The 14,344-nt window shown below is 63.0% G+C and carries 18 protein-coding genes and 1 riboswitch; of the genes, 8 read left to right on the forward strand and 10 right to left on the reverse strand.

The annotated features are described in order from the left end of the window. Positions 1-8: 8 nt before the first annotated feature. Complete coding sequence (locus ACWUKX_RS04880) at positions 9-1,013, reverse strand: ABC transporter substrate-binding protein (RefSeq protein WP_456004424.1); 1,005 nt, start codon at positions 1,011-1,013, stop codon at positions 9-11. A gap of 253 nt (positions 1,014-1,266) precedes the next feature. Here ACWUKX_RS04880 and ACWUKX_RS04885 point away from each other — a divergent pair, with 253 nt between their 5' ends. Continuing rightward, positions 1,267-1,650 (forward strand): RidA family protein, encoded by a 384-nt coding sequence (locus ACWUKX_RS04885; protein ID WP_456004426.1) that lies wholly within the window; start codon positions 1,267-1,269, stop codon positions 1,648-1,650. 88 nt (positions 1,651-1,738) lie between these two features. Next, complete coding sequence (locus ACWUKX_RS04890; RefSeq protein ID WP_095518551.1) at positions 1,739-2,542, forward strand: creatininase family protein; 804 nt, start codon at positions 1,739-1,741, stop codon at positions 2,540-2,542. 181 nt (positions 2,543-2,723) lie between these two features. Here the strand turns inward: ACWUKX_RS04890 and ACWUKX_RS04895 are convergent, their stop codons facing one another. Then, positions 2,724-3,233: a tyrosine phosphatase family protein gene (locus tag ACWUKX_RS04895; protein WP_029351995.1), complete on the reverse strand. Its 510-nt coding sequence runs from the start codon at positions 3,231-3,233 to the stop codon at positions 2,724-2,726. Continuing rightward, complete coding sequence (gene cobD / locus ACWUKX_RS04900; RefSeq protein WP_456004429.1) at positions 3,230-4,285, reverse strand: threonine-phosphate decarboxylase CobD; 1,056 nt, start codon at positions 4,283-4,285, stop codon at positions 3,230-3,232. Before cobD ends, ACWUKX_RS04895 begins: the two co-directional genes overlap by 4 nt. Between cobD and cbiB the strand changes: the two genes are divergently transcribed. Continuing rightward, positions 4,284-5,252, forward strand: coding sequence for an adenosylcobinamide-phosphate synthase CbiB (gene cbiB / locus ACWUKX_RS04905; RefSeq protein ID WP_456004432.1), 969 nt, complete (start codon positions 4,284-4,286; stop codon positions 5,250-5,252). The genes cobD and cbiB overlap by 2 nt on opposite strands. A 335-nt stretch (positions 5,253-5,587) precedes the next feature. On the opposite strand, the gene cobO is transcribed toward cbiB, so the two are convergent. From cobO to ACWUKX_RS04925, 4 genes are read right to left on the reverse strand one after another with little or no spacing between them, the layout of a single operon-like run. Further along, positions 5,588-6,205: a cob(I)yrinic acid a,c-diamide adenosyltransferase gene (cobO, locus tag ACWUKX_RS04910; protein ID WP_456004434.1), complete on the reverse strand. Its 618-nt coding sequence runs from the start codon at positions 6,203-6,205 to the stop codon at positions 5,588-5,590. A gap of 1 nt (position 6,206) precedes the next feature. After that, positions 6,207-6,728: a bifunctional adenosylcobinamide kinase/adenosylcobinamide-phosphate guanylyltransferase gene (gene cobU / locus ACWUKX_RS04915; RefSeq protein WP_456004437.1), complete on the reverse strand. Its 522-nt coding sequence runs from the start codon at positions 6,726-6,728 to the stop codon at positions 6,207-6,209. Further along, positions 6,721-7,497, reverse strand: a complete 777-nt coding sequence (locus ACWUKX_RS04920; RefSeq protein WP_456004440.1) for a CbtA family protein — start codon at positions 7,495-7,497, stop codon at positions 6,721-6,723. Before ACWUKX_RS04920 ends, cobU begins: the two co-directional genes overlap by 8 nt. 15 nt (positions 7,498-7,512) lie before the next feature. Continuing rightward, complete coding sequence (locus tag ACWUKX_RS04925; protein ID WP_029352005.1) at positions 7,513-7,692, reverse strand: CbtB domain-containing protein; 180 nt, start codon at positions 7,690-7,692, stop codon at positions 7,513-7,515. Positions 7,693-7,729: 37 nt separating this feature from the next. Continuing rightward, positions 7,730-7,932, reverse strand: a riboswitch (cobalamin riboswitch). A 394-nt stretch (positions 7,933-8,326) separates the two neighbouring features. Here ACWUKX_RS04925 and ACWUKX_RS04930 point away from each other — a divergent pair. The 3 genes from ACWUKX_RS04930 (at position 8,327) to ACWUKX_RS04940 (ending at position 9,177) form a co-directional block, all read left to right on the forward strand. Continuing rightward, the gene (locus ACWUKX_RS04930) at positions 8,327-8,602 is read left to right on the forward strand and encodes a Rieske (2Fe-2S) protein (RefSeq protein ID WP_456004897.1); all 276 of its coding nucleotides are present in this window, start codon (positions 8,327-8,329) and stop codon (positions 8,600-8,602) included. A gap of 105 nt (positions 8,603-8,707) precedes the next feature. After that, on the forward strand, positions 8,708-8,980 hold the full coding sequence (locus tag ACWUKX_RS04935) for an SRPBCC family protein (protein WP_456004442.1): 273 nt from the start codon (positions 8,708-8,710) through the stop codon (positions 8,978-8,980). Next, on the forward strand, positions 8,932-9,177 hold the full coding sequence (locus ACWUKX_RS04940; RefSeq protein WP_456004445.1) for a hypothetical protein: 246 nt from the start codon (positions 8,932-8,934) through the stop codon (positions 9,175-9,177). The genes ACWUKX_RS04935 and ACWUKX_RS04940 overlap by 49 nt, the downstream gene beginning before the upstream one ends. Positions 9,178-9,180: 3 nt before the next feature. On the opposite strand, the gene ACWUKX_RS04945 is transcribed toward ACWUKX_RS04940, so the two are convergent. Continuing rightward, positions 9,181-10,380 (reverse strand): MFS transporter, encoded by a 1,200-nt coding sequence (locus tag ACWUKX_RS04945; protein ID WP_456004448.1) that lies wholly within the window; start codon positions 10,378-10,380, stop codon positions 9,181-9,183. 359 nt (positions 10,381-10,739) lie between these two features. On the opposite strand from ACWUKX_RS04945, the gene ACWUKX_RS04950 reads away from it, so the two are divergent. Both ACWUKX_RS04950 and ACWUKX_RS04955 read left to right on the forward strand, forming a co-directional pair. Continuing rightward, the gene (locus ACWUKX_RS04950; protein WP_456004451.1) at positions 10,740-11,744 is read left to right on the forward strand and encodes a heparan-alpha-glucosaminide N-acetyltransferase; all 1,005 of its coding nucleotides are present in this window, start codon (positions 10,740-10,742) and stop codon (positions 11,742-11,744) included. Continuing rightward, a complete protein-coding gene (locus ACWUKX_RS04955) occupies positions 11,741-12,232 on the forward strand; it encodes a methyltransferase family protein (protein WP_456004454.1) in 492 nt (163 codons plus the stop codon). Before ACWUKX_RS04950 ends, ACWUKX_RS04955 begins: the two co-directional genes overlap by 4 nt. A 46-nt stretch (positions 12,233-12,278) precedes the next feature. On the opposite strand, the gene ACWUKX_RS04960 is transcribed toward ACWUKX_RS04955, so the two are convergent. Beyond that, on the reverse strand, positions 12,279-12,665 hold the full coding sequence (locus ACWUKX_RS04960; RefSeq protein WP_023685221.1) for a MerR family transcriptional regulator: 387 nt from the start codon (positions 12,663-12,665) through the stop codon (positions 12,279-12,281). Between the two features lie 149 nt (positions 12,666-12,814). Beyond that, positions 12,815-14,233 (reverse strand): magnesium transporter, encoded by a 1,419-nt coding sequence (mgtE, locus tag ACWUKX_RS04965; RefSeq protein WP_456004458.1) that lies wholly within the window; start codon positions 14,231-14,233, stop codon positions 12,815-12,817. Between the last annotated feature and the right edge of the window lie 111 nt (positions 14,234-14,344).

Raw genomic sequence — 14,344 nt, forward strand, 5'->3', positions numbered from 1 at the left:
CCTGGGTGCTATTTCTTCAGGTCGATCCCGACGCCCTTGTTAACGAAGGCCAGCGTGTAGGACTTCTTGATGTCGACGCCGGCCGGCACGACCTTGGCCTTGACCATCTTGTCGTAGAAGCTTTCGATGCGCGCGTCAGTCATCGCACCGATGCCGAGTTTTTCCGTGTCGCCGGAATCGACGATGCCGAATTTCTTCATCTGCTCGATCGAAAACGCGATCTGCTCGTCGCTGATGTCGGGGTTATCCTTCTTGATCGCCGCGTTGGCGGCAGCGTTGTCGCCGTAGAGATAATTGTACCAACCCTTGGCCGAGCCATCGACAAAGCACTGAACCACCTCCGGCCGCTTGTCGATCGTGGCCTGCATGGTCTCGATCGTCGTCGCATAGGTGTCGAAGCCGTAGTCGGCGAGCAGGAACAGATTGGGCTGGAAGCCGCCTTCCTTGGCGACGGCGAAGGGCTCCGAGGTCACGTAACCCTGCTGGATCGACTTTGGATTGGCGATGAAAGGTGCGGGGTTGAACGTATAGGGCACGCGCTTGGCCGGATCGAAGCCGAACTCCGTGATCATCCATTGGAAGTAGCTCTGTGCACCTTCGTCGCCAATAATGTACTGGTCCGCGTTCTTCAAATCCTCCCATTTGTCGAGGCCCTGACCCGGATGGCTCATGATCACCTGCGGCTCTTTCTGGAATGAGGCGGCGACCACGCGCAGCGGAATGTCCTGCTGAACGGCGTCGAAGGCCTGCAGCATGTTGCCGCCCATGTAGAAGTCGATCTTGCCGGCGAGCAACAGCGGCCGACCGCTGACCTGCGGGCCACCTTGCATGATCGTCACGTCGAGCCCGCAAGCCGCATAGGTGCCATCAGCGGCTGCCTGATAATAGCCACCGTGCTCGGCCTGGGCGAGCCAGTTGGTGCCGAAGGTGACCTTCTCGTTCGCTGCCGCGCTTAGCGTGCTTGCGGCAAGCAGCACGATCGCGCCCACCGAAATCTTAAGTTTTCCGTCCATCCACACCACCCTCTGTTGGCTCCGGCGCGCCACGCACCGGGCTCGACACCATCGACTCAAGAAGCAAGACGCATGCCATCACCGAGGCCGCCCGCCTGCGCAACGGTGGTGCACGAAGGCCGGACGGTCATGCTGTACCGGGGGCATCGTGCCTATTTTTTGAACGCCTGTCCACAATCGCCCTGATAGTATGCACTGCATCTTGAATGGGCCGCCAATCCGGCTTTAGGCTGACATCAGATTGGAGATTTTCATGTTCAAATTCCTGGCGCCGAAGTCGATCAAGCCGCCCTTCGCCCGCTACAGTCATGGCATCGAGGTGCCTCCCGGCAAGAGGCTGGTGCTGTGTTCGGGCCAGGTCGCCATCGCTCCGGACGATCAGATCCCGGCGGATGCCGGCGCACAGGCCGAACTCTGTTTTCAGAACATCGCGGCGATTCTTGGCGAGGCCGGGCTTGGACTTTCCGACATCGTCCGCATCAACACCTATGTCACCGACCGCGCCTTCCTGCGGCCCTATATGGACGTTCGCGATCGGCTGTTCACCAGCCCGGCGCCGGCTTCGACGCTGATGATCGTGTCCGGTTTCGCGCGGCCGGAATTCAAGGTCGAGATCGAGGTCATCGCGGCAGGGTGATCGACAGGCGATCCTTCCCGCGCTAGGTCTGGCCGTGCATCGAAGAGGCCAGTCTATCGAAAAGGCCAGTCTATCGAAAAGGCATGACATGACCGCTGCAAACAAACGCGTGTGGTGGGGCGACTACCGGACCACCGAATACGCCACGATCGATCCGGAAGCGACGATCGCCGTTCTGCCGGTGGCGGCGATCGAACAGCACGGCCCGCATCTGCCGGTTTCGACCGACACCTCGATCATGACCGGCATGCTCGACACGGTGATCGCCCGCCTGCCCGCCGATCTCGACATCCGCATCCTGCCCGTCCAGGCGGTGGGTAAGTCGAACGAGCACCTGCATGCACCGGGAACCCTCACTCTGCCGGCGCCGATCTTGATCGAGGCGTGGACCGAGCTTGGCCTGTCGATCGCGCGGGCCGGGCTAAGGAAACTGATCGTCGTCAACTCGCATGGCGGGAACGAAGAGATCATGGGCATCATCACCCGCGAATTGCGCGTGCGTGCAAAGATGCTGGCGGTGAAGACGAGCTGGCAGCGCTTTGGCCGGCCGGCCGGCATGTATACCGAGCTTGAGGATCGCCACGGCATCCATGGCGGCGATGTCGAGACCTCGCTGATGCTGCATTTCCGGCCGGATCTGGTCGACATGGCAAAGGCCGACAATTTCGTGTCCAACGTCGCCCGCGCCGAAAAGGAATTTTCACTGCTGCGCCACACCGGAACGCACGCCTTCGCCTGGATCGCCACCGATCTCAACCCGAACGGCGTGGTCGGCGACGCCAGCATTGCAACGGCCGAAAAGGGCAGGCTTACCGCCAACCATCAGGCGGACGGCTTCATCAGCCTGTTGAAGGATGTGCGCAAGGCGAAGCTGGCCGACTGGCTGGCATAGTCAGGCCATGGTCCCGAACCGAAGGTCAGCGCGGCAAACAGCGGAAACCGGGTTTCGGAAAAGATCTTGGCCAAACTCTAAAGCGCGTCGCGTCTGAACGGATTTATGCGACGCGCTTTAAGCTCTTGTTTTTATACATCTCGTTATCCCAAAATCGCTGCGCACTTTTGGGCGACATGCATTAGGCGTCGATCTTCAACTCAAAAGGCGTGCCTTCGAAGGCGTCCGCGCCGCGCCCGATCGCCTGGATCGCGCCGATCATGCGGCCGTTGCGATCGAGCAGCGTATCGGCGACCGCGATCAGCCGCGGGTTAGGTGTCGCCGTCGGCGACAACGCGCGCAGCGTCTCAGCCAATTCGACCTCGCAGCGCTTCGGCGCCAATGCCGCCGCGATGATGTAAGCCGAGGCGGTCGAACGGCTGATGCCGGCATAGCAATGCACGACCAGCGGCCTTGTACGATCCCATCGGCGCGCGAAATCGAGCAGATCGCGGACATGGATTTCGCCCGGCATGGTCATGCCCTCTTGCGCCACCGCAATGTCATGCATGACCAGGTGCAGATGGTTTTCCCGGGCGATCGACGCCGGCCGCGTCACCTCGGTACCGGCAGCCAGCAGGGAAAGCAGCCGCTCGGCGCCGGTTCTCGCGACCGTTTCCTCGACCTTTGATAGCGAACAGACATGGATCATTGCTTGACCTCCTTGGTGTTATCGTCACGCTGTTGCGCCCAGTCGGCAAGAGCCGATTCGAGCCGCTGCCATTCTTCGTCAGGACCCGGCAGCCCGGCGCGCAGCACATGCGGCCGGCCGGAAAAATGCCGAAGCAGGATGCCGCGCTCGCCAAGCGCCGAAAACAGTCCGGCGGCGTCCGCCAGCCCGATATAGCGGAACAGCGTGGTGCCGCCGGCGACTGAGACGCCGAAACGGCCGAACAACGCATCGAGCCGTGCTGCATCCTCTGCCAGACGGCATCGCATCTCCGCCCGCCAGCCGCTGTCGGCAAGCGCGCGGATACCGTATTCGAGCGCTGGGCCGGCGACCGCCCATGGCCCGAACTGCGCCTCGAGCCGTTCGACCGTCAGCGCGTCGGCCAATGCAAAGCCGAGCCGCAGGCCGGCGAGGCCAAAGAATTTGCCGAAGGAACGCAGCACGACAATGCCGCCTTGCTCGACATCGCCGGCCAGGCTTTCCGCGCGCGGCCCGACATCCATGAACGCCTCATCGACGACCAGCAACCCGCCTTTGGCGCACAATTTTCCGGCAAGATCGAGCAGCTTCTTGCGTTCGATGATGCGCCCGTCCGGATTGTTGGGGTTGACGATGATGGCGAGATCGGCTCCTGCCAGGACCTCGAAATCATCGACCTCCGTCACAGCATGGCCGGCGATTGCCGCTGCCCGCTGATGTTCAGCATAGGTCGGCCCGAGCACCAGCGCCTTGCCGGGGCTCGCCAGCGAGGCGACGCGCGGCAACAGGATCTGCGTGCCCGGCGTCGCCACCACATTCGCTGCCGATGGCGCGCCATAAACGCTTGCCGCGACTTCGGCCAACTCGCGGACCCGCGCTGCTTCCGGCAATCTGGACAGGGCGGTGGCGGGCAGATCGAAAAACGGATAGGAGTGCGGATTGATACCGGTCGAGAGGTCGACGAAGGGCTGCGGCGCATGCGGAAAAAGCGCCCTCGCCCGGCCAAGGCTTCCGCCGTGATCCACCACTGTCGCCGCTCCATCAAGAGACTTCATGTCGATCCTGACCGCTTTCCTGTCACTGGTTGTTGAATTCGCCGTGGGTTACCCGGCCTGGCTGTTCGGCGCCATCGGCCATCCCGTCACCTGGTTCGGCAGGCTGATATCCTTTCTCGACCGCAGGCTCAACCGCGATACTGATTCCGACGCCCTGCGTCGCCGGCGCGGTGTTCATGCGCTGCTGATCATCGTGCTGGTGCCGGCCGCCATCGCCTTCGCCGTGGAAACCATGCTTTCGGGCATTCCAGCCGGACTGGTCCTCACGGCAATCCTGGCGGCGTCGCTGCTGTCGCAGAAGAGCCTGGCCGAGCATGTCGAGGCGGTGGCCGACGGACTGGACAATGGTGGACTCGACATCGGCCGTGCTGCCGTCTCAAGGATCGTCGGCCGCGATCCGGAAAAGCTCGACAGAGCCGGCGTCTGCCGCGCGGCGATCGAAAGCCTGGCCGAGAATTTTTCCGACGGCGTCGTTGCGCCCGTCTTCTGGATCGGCGTCGGCGGGCTGCCCGGCGGCGTCGCCTACAAGGCCGCCAACACGGCCGATTCGATGATCGGCCACCGCACCGCGCGCCACGAGGCCTTCGGCAGGGCGGCAGCGCGCTTCGACGATCTGATCAACCTGCCGGCGTCGCGGCTGACCGCACTGCTCATCGTGGGTGCCTCTTTCTTCGTCAAAGGCGCCGATGCCGGCAACGCCTGGCGCACCGTGCAGCGCGACGCGACAAAGCACCGCTCGCCCAATGCCGGCTGGCCGGAGGCGGCGATGGCCGGCGCGCTCGGCCTGGCGCTCGCCGGCCCGCGTTCCTATGACGGCGTCATCGTCGACGATGCGTTCATGGGGGAAGGCGGCCACCGCGATGCCGAGAGCGCCGACATCAGGCGGGCGCTGAAACTCTATCGGGTCGCCGACTTTTTGCTGATCGCGCTGTTCGGCTTGCTGTCAGTGATTGTCGTCGGTGCGTGACCGCAGTGCAACGCGGCCGGTCGAGATCGGCAAAAAGTAAAAACCCGCCTCGGGGCGGGTCATAGGCGCAAATCAGCACCATCTGCCGTCACTAAGCAAGGAATCGCGAGCTCGCGACCAGGACGAACCTTCAGGTCAGCGCTACCCCTCACCCTCACCCTTACCATTTCCCCGTAAAGGACGGGGAGAGGGGGATCGCCAGCGTTGCGGCCAAGCCACTTCTCCCCGTCCTTCGCGGGAGAAGGTCCCGGCAGGGGGTTGAGGGGCGGCGCCGACTTTCGATAATCGGTCGTCTCCAGTACGAGTTACGTGCTGCCTAACCGCGGGCAAAACGCTCAAAACTCTATGCCTTGCTGTGCCTTCACGCCGGCGGAAAAGTGATGCTTGGTCACGCACATCTCGGTGACAAGATCGGCGGCTTCGACCAGCGCCGGTCTGGCGTTGCGGCCGGTGACGACGACATGCAGGTTTTCGCGGCGCCCTATCAGCGCCGTCACCACTTTGTCGAGATCGAGATAATCGTAGCGCAGCGCGATGTTCAGCTCGTCGAGCACCAGAAGGCTGATCGATGGATCGGTCATCAGCTCGAGCGCCTTGGCCCAGGCCGCTTCGGCGGCGGCGATGTCGCGCTTCAGATCCTGCGTTTCCCAGGTGAAGCCCTCGCCCATTGTATGCCAGACGACCCGGTCGCCGAAGGCGGCAAAGGCGTCCTTCTCGCCGGTGTGCCATTTGCCCTTGATGAACTGGACGACGCCGACGCGCCTGCCGTAGCCGAGCATCCTCAGCGCCAGCCCAAAGGCGGCAGTGGTCTTGCCCTTGCCGGGCCCGGTGTTGACGATCAGCAGCCCCTTCTCGACCGTCTTTGCCGCGACCTCGGCGTCCTGCACCGCTTTGCGCTTGGCCATCTTGGCGCGATGGCGCTCCTCGTCCTTGGGATCGATAGCATCAGACATGTCACTTCACCTTGAGCGGCAGCCCCACCACCATCAGCAGCACCGTATCGGACACTGCCGCGACTTGCTGGTTGAGCCGGCCGGCGGCATCGCGAAACCGGCGAGCCAACGCATTGTCCGGCACGATGCCCTGGCCGACCTCGTTGGAAATCACGAACCACGGCCCGCGCGGTCGTGACAGCACATCCGCCAGCCCTCGGCATTCGGCCTCAACGTCATGTTCGGCCAGCATATGGTTGGTCAGCCACAAAGTCAGGCAGTCGATCAGGACGGGCCGGCCGTCAGGCAGCGCCTCGATCGCGCCGACGAGATCGAGCGGCGCGTCGATGGTCGTCCAGCCCTCGCCGCGCCGCGACCGATGCAGCGCAATACGTTCGCGCATCTCGTCGTCATAGGCTTGCGCCGTGGCGATATAGGCCCACGGCGCCGGGCAGGCCGTCGCCAATTTTTCGGCATGCGCGCTCTTGCCGGAGCGTGCACCGCCGATGACCAGGGTCAGCGTCCCGGTAACGCGATCAGGCAAAGCTGTCGCGCAGGCCGGTCGCGGTGCCGGTCAAGCGGCCACGCACCACGCCGACGATGCCGCCGAGCACCAGCCAGAACACCAGATTGGTCAGCGTCACCGCCACCACGAACTGGTGATGCAGGCCTTCTGGGATCGGCGATTCGAAACTGTCGGGCTGCGGCGCGCCAACGATATGCGGCACCACGATCAACGCTACGGCAATCAGCGCCAGTGGCAACGACTTGCGGAAGGCAAGCAGGCCGAGACCCGCCGCGGTCGCCATCACGGTCGCCGTCCACCAGATCTGGCGCTGGGTGAGATCGGCCGCCGGCATCGCTGGCAATTCGGGCGGCAGGCCAAGGTTCGGAGCCAGCGTGAATACGGCAAAGCCGGCAAAGCCCCAGAACAGGCCCTGACGCCAATTGCCGATGCCGCCGGCGAACTCCGAAGCGGCGACCAAGATCAGCGCAAAGCCGATGCCGGTGACCACATTGGCAACGATATTGAAGGCGAAGCGCTCGAAGCCATCGGCCGGCGTCCAGCCCTCCTCTTCCGGGGCGGCAGCTTCGGCCGGCGCTGGCGCCGCGCTGGTCATGGCATTCGTATCCCCGGCGTTCGCAGCCGGCGCCGCGGCATGGTCATGCGTGTGACCACCGCCGGCCTGTTCGTAGACTTCCGCTTTCAGAATGAGCGGCACCGTGGCATAGGCCTGCATGCAGGCGAGAACGACGCCTGCCACAAGCCCTGCGATCGCCGCGATGAACACGACGTTGCGAAACAGTGTCATGATGTCAGCCCCTCGTCAGTGGCAGGGGAACGCCATCGAATGCCGATAGTCGTGAGCGGCATTGTGGACCGCATCGATATGCGAGAAGCCGACAAAGCCCATCACGAAAATGCCGAGAAATGCAGCAAGCGCCAGCTGCACGAAGCGCGACTGCGAGGAGACGGAAGTGCCGAGCGAGACGGAAGCGGTATTCATGTCTTGTCCTTTCGCCCTCCACCCGAGGGCATAGAAGTCAGTTTTCCTGTCGCCGGCAGGTCTCCTGGCTCGCGGATCAACGCCCTTCCCCACCTTCCCGAAGAAACTCTTCAGTGGCATATGGAGAGGACTAACCGCACACAGTTGCGGGGGCAGCCACGGCATTGGGCCAACAATTCGCCCTCACCGCATTCCCTTTAGGGCGCCGTGCGTCCGAATGGACGCACGAGGACGCTCTAACACTTAGACTCTGCGCATGATCCCGGAACCGATTCCGGTTCCGGGATCATGCGCGGCTCCAAACGGAACCGACGACAGCTGCGACTATAGGCAGAATCGTCGCGTCCGGCAAACCAAATTCCGCCAGCCACCGGCGCGAATGCGCCTCTCGGCAGGCCAGCCCAGCCCGGCGCCGCGATTGACAATGTTCGCGACCGGGTGTCGGCTGGCGTATCACAGGAGCCGGTCATGCAGCCCAGCCCGAGCGAGCACGATCCCTATAACGGTTGACGCGACTTGAACCGTCGCTGCCGTCATCGGCCTACTGGGACATCGAGCCTATCAGCGCGATCTCGACGCCATCTGGTATCGAAGCTGGCTGCTCGTCTGCCGAGAGGCCGACCTTGCCCAGCCGCTGGCGTTCAGGACGTTCCGTGTCGGCACTGAGGAGATCGTCGTGCTGCGCGACGAGACCGGCGAGCTGCGCGCCTTCCACAACACCTGTCGGCATGGCGGCTCGCAGCTTTGCCGGGGGAGCGAAGGTCGGCTGAAGGCGCGGCTCATCACTTGCCCCTACCACGCCTGGTCCTATTCGCTGCGCGGCGATCTCGTGCGCGTGCCGTCGAAATCGCTGCCTGAAGGCTTCGACAAGGCCGATCATCCACTTTACCGCGTAGCGCTGTCGGTATGAGGCGGTTTCGTCTTCGTCAATCTCAGGGAAGACGCCGACGGTTCGGCCGAGACAACCTTCGATCCCGCCTCCGGCGACCTCGCCAACTGACCGCTGGAGACGCTGGTGTCAGGCCATATGCTGCGCAAGGTCATGAACTGCAACTGGAAGATCTTCTGGGAGAATTTCAACGAGTGCCTGCATTGCCCATGCGTCCACAAGGACCTGTCGCGGCTGGTGTCGATCTATGGCCGCGGCCTGATGGGGCGGCACGACGACCCCGAATGGGCGCGTCACGCCGACAATGATGCGCCGGAGTTTTCCGGTGGCCTGCGGGCCGGAGCCGAGACATGGTCGCGAGACGGGCGCGCGTCCACGGCCCGGTCTTTCCCGACCTGACTTCAGCCAAGCGTTCCGCCGGGCAGACCTACGCCACCAACCTGCCGTCGATGTTCATCGTCGGCCATGTCGACTATGTCAGGACCGTCCGGCTGGTGCGCCACAAGGCCGGCATGCTGATGCCCGAGGAATATGAATTGCATCGCTTCCACAACTGGGTGCGCGAGCGGCATACAACGCTTTCACCAAAATTCTGACGATCAAAGCGACTTCGGCAGATACCGCCAGGTGACAAAACCGCAGACCGCCGCCAGCAGGCCGAGCATGGCGAACACCGAGCCCAGCCCGAAAAACGCCAGCACCACCGAATAGACCAACGGCGGTGTCAGCTCGGAAAAGTCGAGATAGGTGCGATAGACCGCCGCCATCTCAGCCCTTTCATAGAACCGCACCGAGCGCAAGAAGGCGGTCGAGCCCAACGCGTCGAGAGCGATGGCGAAGAGCGCGCCGCACAGCAGCAAGGCGCCGGTAAGAAACGGCACGGATTCGCCGACGGCGCCCGCCGCCAGCAGCATGGCCGACAGGGCGAAATAGGCTGATGTCATGGTTCGCCGGCCGCCGAAACGCTGTCCCACTCTGCCCCAGAAGATGGCCGTGAACAACAGCGCATTGCCCGCTGAGACCAGCAGGCCGCCAGCGAGCTCGCCTTCGCCTGTGATCACCATGAACAAAGGCCCGTAGACGAAAAATGTCGTCCAGAAGCAGGAGCGGCCGAAGGCGATCAGCCAGGCCAGCCTGAGACGCGGCTGCGCGACGAAGCGGCCGATATTGGCAAGCGGATTGGCCGGCCGCGTCTTGCCAGGGCGGATCGACTGATTGTCGCCGAGCCGGTAGGTCCAGAACAGCGCCAGCAGGGCCATGGCGAAGATGGCGACCGCGCCGTGCGCGGCATAGATGCCAAAACGCGTGTAGAGGAAGATGCCGAGTGTCGGCCCGCTTGTCCAGGCGAGCATCGACCACGCCATGCGCAGCGATTCGGCCTGCATGAAATCGGTCTTGCGGATGTGGTCCATAATGTAGAGGCTGAGCGTGATGGACAACGCGCTGGCGCCCATCACGCGGCAAAGCATGCCCACCAGCTGCCCGGTGAGCGTGTGCGTGACGAAGAACAGCGAGCCGACGGCAAGCAGGCAGGCACCTGATGTGTAGACCCAGCGTCGAGCAAAGCGCCGGATGAGCATCGGCATGAACAGCGTCACCGACAGGCCGGCCAGCGCCACGACGGTGTAGAGGATCGAGACGATCTGCTCGTTGCGGAGGATTTCGTAGGCCTGGATCGGGATGACGCTCGACACGGTGGCGCGCGCGAAGGATTCGACCGCATAGAGCGAGGCGAAGGTGCGCGCATCCGCCGGTCGCAAGGCCGGAAGCGCGATTGGATGGCGCACATGGGTAGCCATTGCTGTCCCCGAAGCAGAATCGCCCAAAGCAGGACGTGAGCGCCAAATCTGCCGTGGCCATCCCTGGGTCGGTAACAGGAAACCGACCCGTTCACGGCAAAAAGCGAACCGGCCAAAGGCTTTCCGGCGCTGGCCTACCGCATCGGCCCGAAAATCGGAATCGATTTTCGGAAAGCACGATGCGTAGATTCAAAAGCGTTAGAGCGTACTTTGTGCGTCCAAGTGGACGCACGTCGCTCTAATGCCGGCCTTGATGCGACGCCGGCGCGAAGCGGAGCCGAGGCCGTGTGTGGCCGCCTTCTTTTGTCCGGCGCAATCGTGATAGTCGTCTTGCTCTGCTGAATCAGAATTGCGAGACCATGAGCATCGACACGCTGACCGTATCCGTTCAGGATCAACCGAAGCCGAAGCGCATCATCGCCATCGACGTCGCCCGCGGCGTCGCTTTGCTTGCCATGGCGAGTTACCATTTCACCTGGGATCTCGAATTCTTCGGCTACACCGATCCCGGCCTGACCGCCTTCGGCTGGTGGAAATTCTACGCGCGCTGCATCGCTTCGACCTTCCTGTTCCTGGTCGGCGTCAGTCTGTTCCTCGCCCATGGCAAACAGATCCGCTGGAACGGTTTCTGGAAACGCTTCGCCATGGTCGCTGGTGCGGCGCTCGCCATATCGGCTGCCACGAGGCTTGCCACGCCGGACAGTTTCATCTTCTTCGGTATCCTGCACGAGATCGCGCTCGCCAGCCTGCTCGGCCTGGCGTTTCTGCGGCTGCCGGCGCTGCTGACGCTTGTTGTCGCGGCTTTCGTCATCGCCGCGCCGCTCTACCTCAGGTCCGAGATCTTCGACCATCCGGCCCTGTGGTGGGTCGGCCTGTCGGCAACCAATCCTCGCTCCAACGATTATGTGCCTCTGTTTCCATGGTTCGGCGCCGTGCTTGTGGGCATCGCCGCGGCAAAACTCGCCTTCGCTTCCGGCATGCTGACGCGGCTGGCGGGCCTGACGCCCGGCCGCTGGACAAATCCGCTGGTCTTTATCGGCCGGCACAGCCTCGCCTTCTATCTGATCCACCAGCCGGTGCTGATCGGCTCGGTCTGGCTGCTTTCGCAAGTGGTGCCGGCACCGGTCGAGACCAGGCAGGTCACCTTCCTGAAAGAATGCCAGACATCGTGCGAGCAATCGCGCGACACGGAGTTCTGCTCCAGCTATTGTGTGTGCATGCTCGATACACTCGAGGGCGAGGCCACGCTTGATCGGCTCTACCGCAACGACCAGGCTGCGGAATGGAAGGCACATCTCGACGAGCTCGCCGGCGCCTGCACTGCCAAAGCCGACAGCACCTTGATGGAGGGAGGAGCACAATGACCGACCATCAACAGAAACCGGGGCAACCTAAACCGGGGTTTATACCGTGGCCGCCGCTGATCTATGTCGCGGCCATCGCCGTCAGCATCGGGCTTAGCTTGCTCTACCCGCTGCCATGGATCGGCGGCCTGCTCGGCGACATCCTGTTCGCGGCCGGCTGGGTGGCATTGTTCGGCGTCGTCGCACTCTGGTTCACGGCGATCCGCACCATGATCCGGGCAAAGACGACGCTCCACCCAAACGCCGTGCCGGACCATCTGGTGACATCAGGCCCCTTTGCTGTCAGCCGCAACCCGATATATCTGGCCAACACGCTGCTGCTGATCGGCGTGGCCCTTGTCTCGGGGATCGTATGGTTCCTGCCGCTGGCGATCATCGCCGCCTTCGCAACGCAGAAAATGGCGATTGAGGGCGAGGAAAAAGTGCTGACGACGAAATTCGGCAAGAAATACCGGGACTACGCGAAAAAGGTGCGACGCTGGATTTGAGGCGTGCCGCAAGGTCTTTTCAGAGTAGAATTATCGAAAGGGCCGGTCAGGTGTTGACGCCGAGCTCCACCAATCGCTCGACGCAGGATTCCTCGGCCTGGTCGAGTTCGGCCAAGGTCTCTTCGAGGTCCCGGCGCTTCTGGCGCAGATCCTCGCGCTTTTCCTCAATGCGTTTGATCATCAGGTTGAGCTGACCGACCTCCCCGGGCGGCTCCTTATACATCTGGATGATTTCGCGGATTTCATTGATCGAAAAGCCGAGCCTCTTGCCGCGCATGATCTGGCGGATGAGGTGCCGGTCCGACGGGCGAAACAGCCGCGTACGGCCGCGACGTACCGGCTGCACCAGCCCCTCGTCCTCGTAGAAGCGCAGCGTCCGCGTCGAAACATCGAATTCGCGGGTCAGTTCGGTGATCGAATAATATTCCCGCATCGTCACTCCAAATGCCCAGCCGCGCTGCGAGTTCCAACCATGCGGCCTCGCTATCGTCCAGACGCGCGTCAGAATCGGCCGACAGGCAGTTCCAAAATCTCGCATGGCATTTACGTAAAAGTCAATTGAAGGCATAACCGCACGTTCGCTCAGCGCACGCCGAACCACCATGTGGCGAGGCCGAGAAAGGCAAAGAAGCCGACGACGTCGGTGACCGTGGTGACGAAAACCGCCGAGGCCACGGCCGGGTCGATCTTGAACCGGTCGAGCAGCAGCGGGATCAGGATGCCGGCAAGTGCGGCGACGAACATGTTGATGATCATCGCCGCTGCGATGATGCCGCCCAAATTGGGATCGCGGAACCAGGCGGCCGCGACGATGCCGATCAGGATGGCGAAGATGATGCCGTTGATGAAGCCCACCCCCATCTCGCGGCGGATGATGCGGCCGGCATTGTAGATGTCGAGGTCCCTGGTTGCCAGCGCCCGCACCGTGACCGTCATGGTCTGCGAGCCGGCATTGCCGCCCATGCCCGCCACGATCGGCATCAGCACGGCCAGCGCCACGATGTGCTCGATCGTGCGGTCGAACAGGCCGATCACCGAGGCCGCCAGGAACGCCGTCAGCAGGTTGACGAGCAGCCACGGAACCCGCGAGCGCGAGGTCGAAAGAATGCTATCCGACAGTTCTTCATCGCCGACACCGCCCATGCGCAGCAGATCCTCCTCGGCTTCCTGCTGGATGACGTCGACCACGTCGTCGATGGTCAGCACGCCGACCAGCCGCTCGTTCTCGTCGACGACGGCGGCGGAGAGAAGGTCGTATTGTTCGAATTCGCGCGCCGCCTCTTCCTGGTCCATCGTGGCCGGAATGGCGTGCCTGGTCTCATGCATGACCTCTTCGACCTTGATCGAGCGCTTGGTGCGCAGAATCTGGTCGAGATCGATGGCGCCGAGCAGCTTGAAGCTCGGATCGATGACGAAGATCTGGCTGAAGCGGTCGGGAAGGTTGTTGTCCTCGCGCATGTAGTCGATGGTCTGGCCGATCGTCCAGAACGGCGGCACTGCGACGAACTCCGTCTGCATGCGGCGGCCGGCGGTCTCTTCGGGATAGTCGAGCGAGCGGCGCAGCCTGATCCGCTCGGTGAACGGCAGTTGCGACAGGATCTCGTCCTGGTCTTCCTTTTCGAGATCCTCGAGAATGTAGACCGCGTCGTCGGAATCGAGATCCTGCACCCCCTGGGCAATCTGCGCGTTGGGCAGGCTGTCGACGATGTCGCGGCGGATCGCCTCGTCGACCTCGGTCAGCGCGGAAAAGTCGAAATCGGCGCCCAACAAGTCGACCAGCGCGCGGCGCTGTTCGGGATGAAGCGCCTCGAGCAGATCGCCAAGTTCCGATTGGTGCAGGTCGTCGACTTCACGCTTCAGCGTCAGCGTGTCGCGATCGGCAATCGCTGCACCGATCGCGGCAAGGAACGAAGACAGAATGGCGCCGTCCTCGCCATAAATGTCGGCGTGGCTGTCCTCAGCGGCCCTGGCGCCGGTCGTCTTTTCGTCCTGGCCTTCCACCAGCGCCTCCCGCCATCAGAATTCCGGAAAAGGTGCCTGTCAGGTCTAGAGCATTGGACCCAGAAGTGGAAACCGGTTTTGGGAAAATCCGATGCTCAAACACAAAGATAG

This window comes from Mesorhizobium sp. f-mel (assembly GCF_053850215.1).

What these genes read in the sequence shown, in the direction of transcription:
- ACWUKX_RS04895 (WP_029351995.1), bottom strand. Translation starts at nt 3,233, where the DNA reads ATGATCCATGTCTGTTCGCTATCAAAGGTCGAGGAAACGGTCGCGAGA.
- ACWUKX_RS04955 (WP_456004454.1), top strand. Translation starts at nt 11,741, where the DNA reads ATGACCGACCATCAACAGAAACCGGGGCAACCTAAACCGGGGTTTATA.
- ACWUKX_RS04960 (WP_023685221.1), bottom strand. Translation starts at nt 12,665, where the DNA reads ATGCGGGAATATTATTCGATCACCGAACTGACCCGCGAATTCGATGTT.
- ACWUKX_RS04940 (WP_456004445.1), top strand. Translation starts at nt 8,932, where the DNA reads ATGGTCGCGAGACGGGCGCGCGTCCACGGCCCGGTCTTTCCCGACCTG.
- ACWUKX_RS04925 (WP_029352005.1), bottom strand. Translation starts at nt 7,692, where the DNA reads ATGAATACCGCTTCCGTCTCGCTCGGCACTTCCGTCTCCTCGCAGTCG.
- ACWUKX_RS04880 (WP_456004424.1), bottom strand. Translation starts at nt 1,013, where the DNA reads ATGGACGGAAAACTTAAGATTTCGGTGGGCGCGATCGTGCTGCTTGCC.
- ACWUKX_RS04950 (WP_456004451.1), top strand. Translation starts at nt 10,740, where the DNA reads ATGAGCATCGACACGCTGACCGTATCCGTTCAGGATCAACCGAAGCCG.
- ACWUKX_RS04945 (WP_456004448.1), bottom strand. Translation starts at nt 10,380, where the DNA reads ATGGCTACCCATGTGCGCCATCCAATCGCGCTTCCGGCCTTGCGACCG.
- cbiB (WP_456004432.1), top strand. Translation starts at nt 4,284, where the DNA reads ATGTCGATCCTGACCGCTTTCCTGTCACTGGTTGTTGAATTCGCCGTG.
- ACWUKX_RS04885 (WP_456004426.1), top strand. Translation starts at nt 1,267, where the DNA reads ATGTTCAAATTCCTGGCGCCGAAGTCGATCAAGCCGCCCTTCGCCCGC.
- ACWUKX_RS04920 (WP_456004440.1), bottom strand. Translation starts at nt 7,497, where the DNA reads ATGACACTGTTTCGCAACGTCGTGTTCATCGCGGCGATCGCAGGGCTT.
- cobD (WP_456004429.1), bottom strand. Translation starts at nt 4,285, where the DNA reads ATGAAGTCTCTTGATGGAGCGGCGACAGTGGTGGATCACGGCGGAAGC.
- ACWUKX_RS04890 (WP_095518551.1), top strand. Translation starts at nt 1,739, where the DNA reads ATGACCGCTGCAAACAAACGCGTGTGGTGGGGCGACTACCGGACCACC.
- cobO (WP_456004434.1), bottom strand. Translation starts at nt 6,205, where the DNA reads ATGTCTGATGCTATCGATCCCAAGGACGAGGAGCGCCATCGCGCCAAG.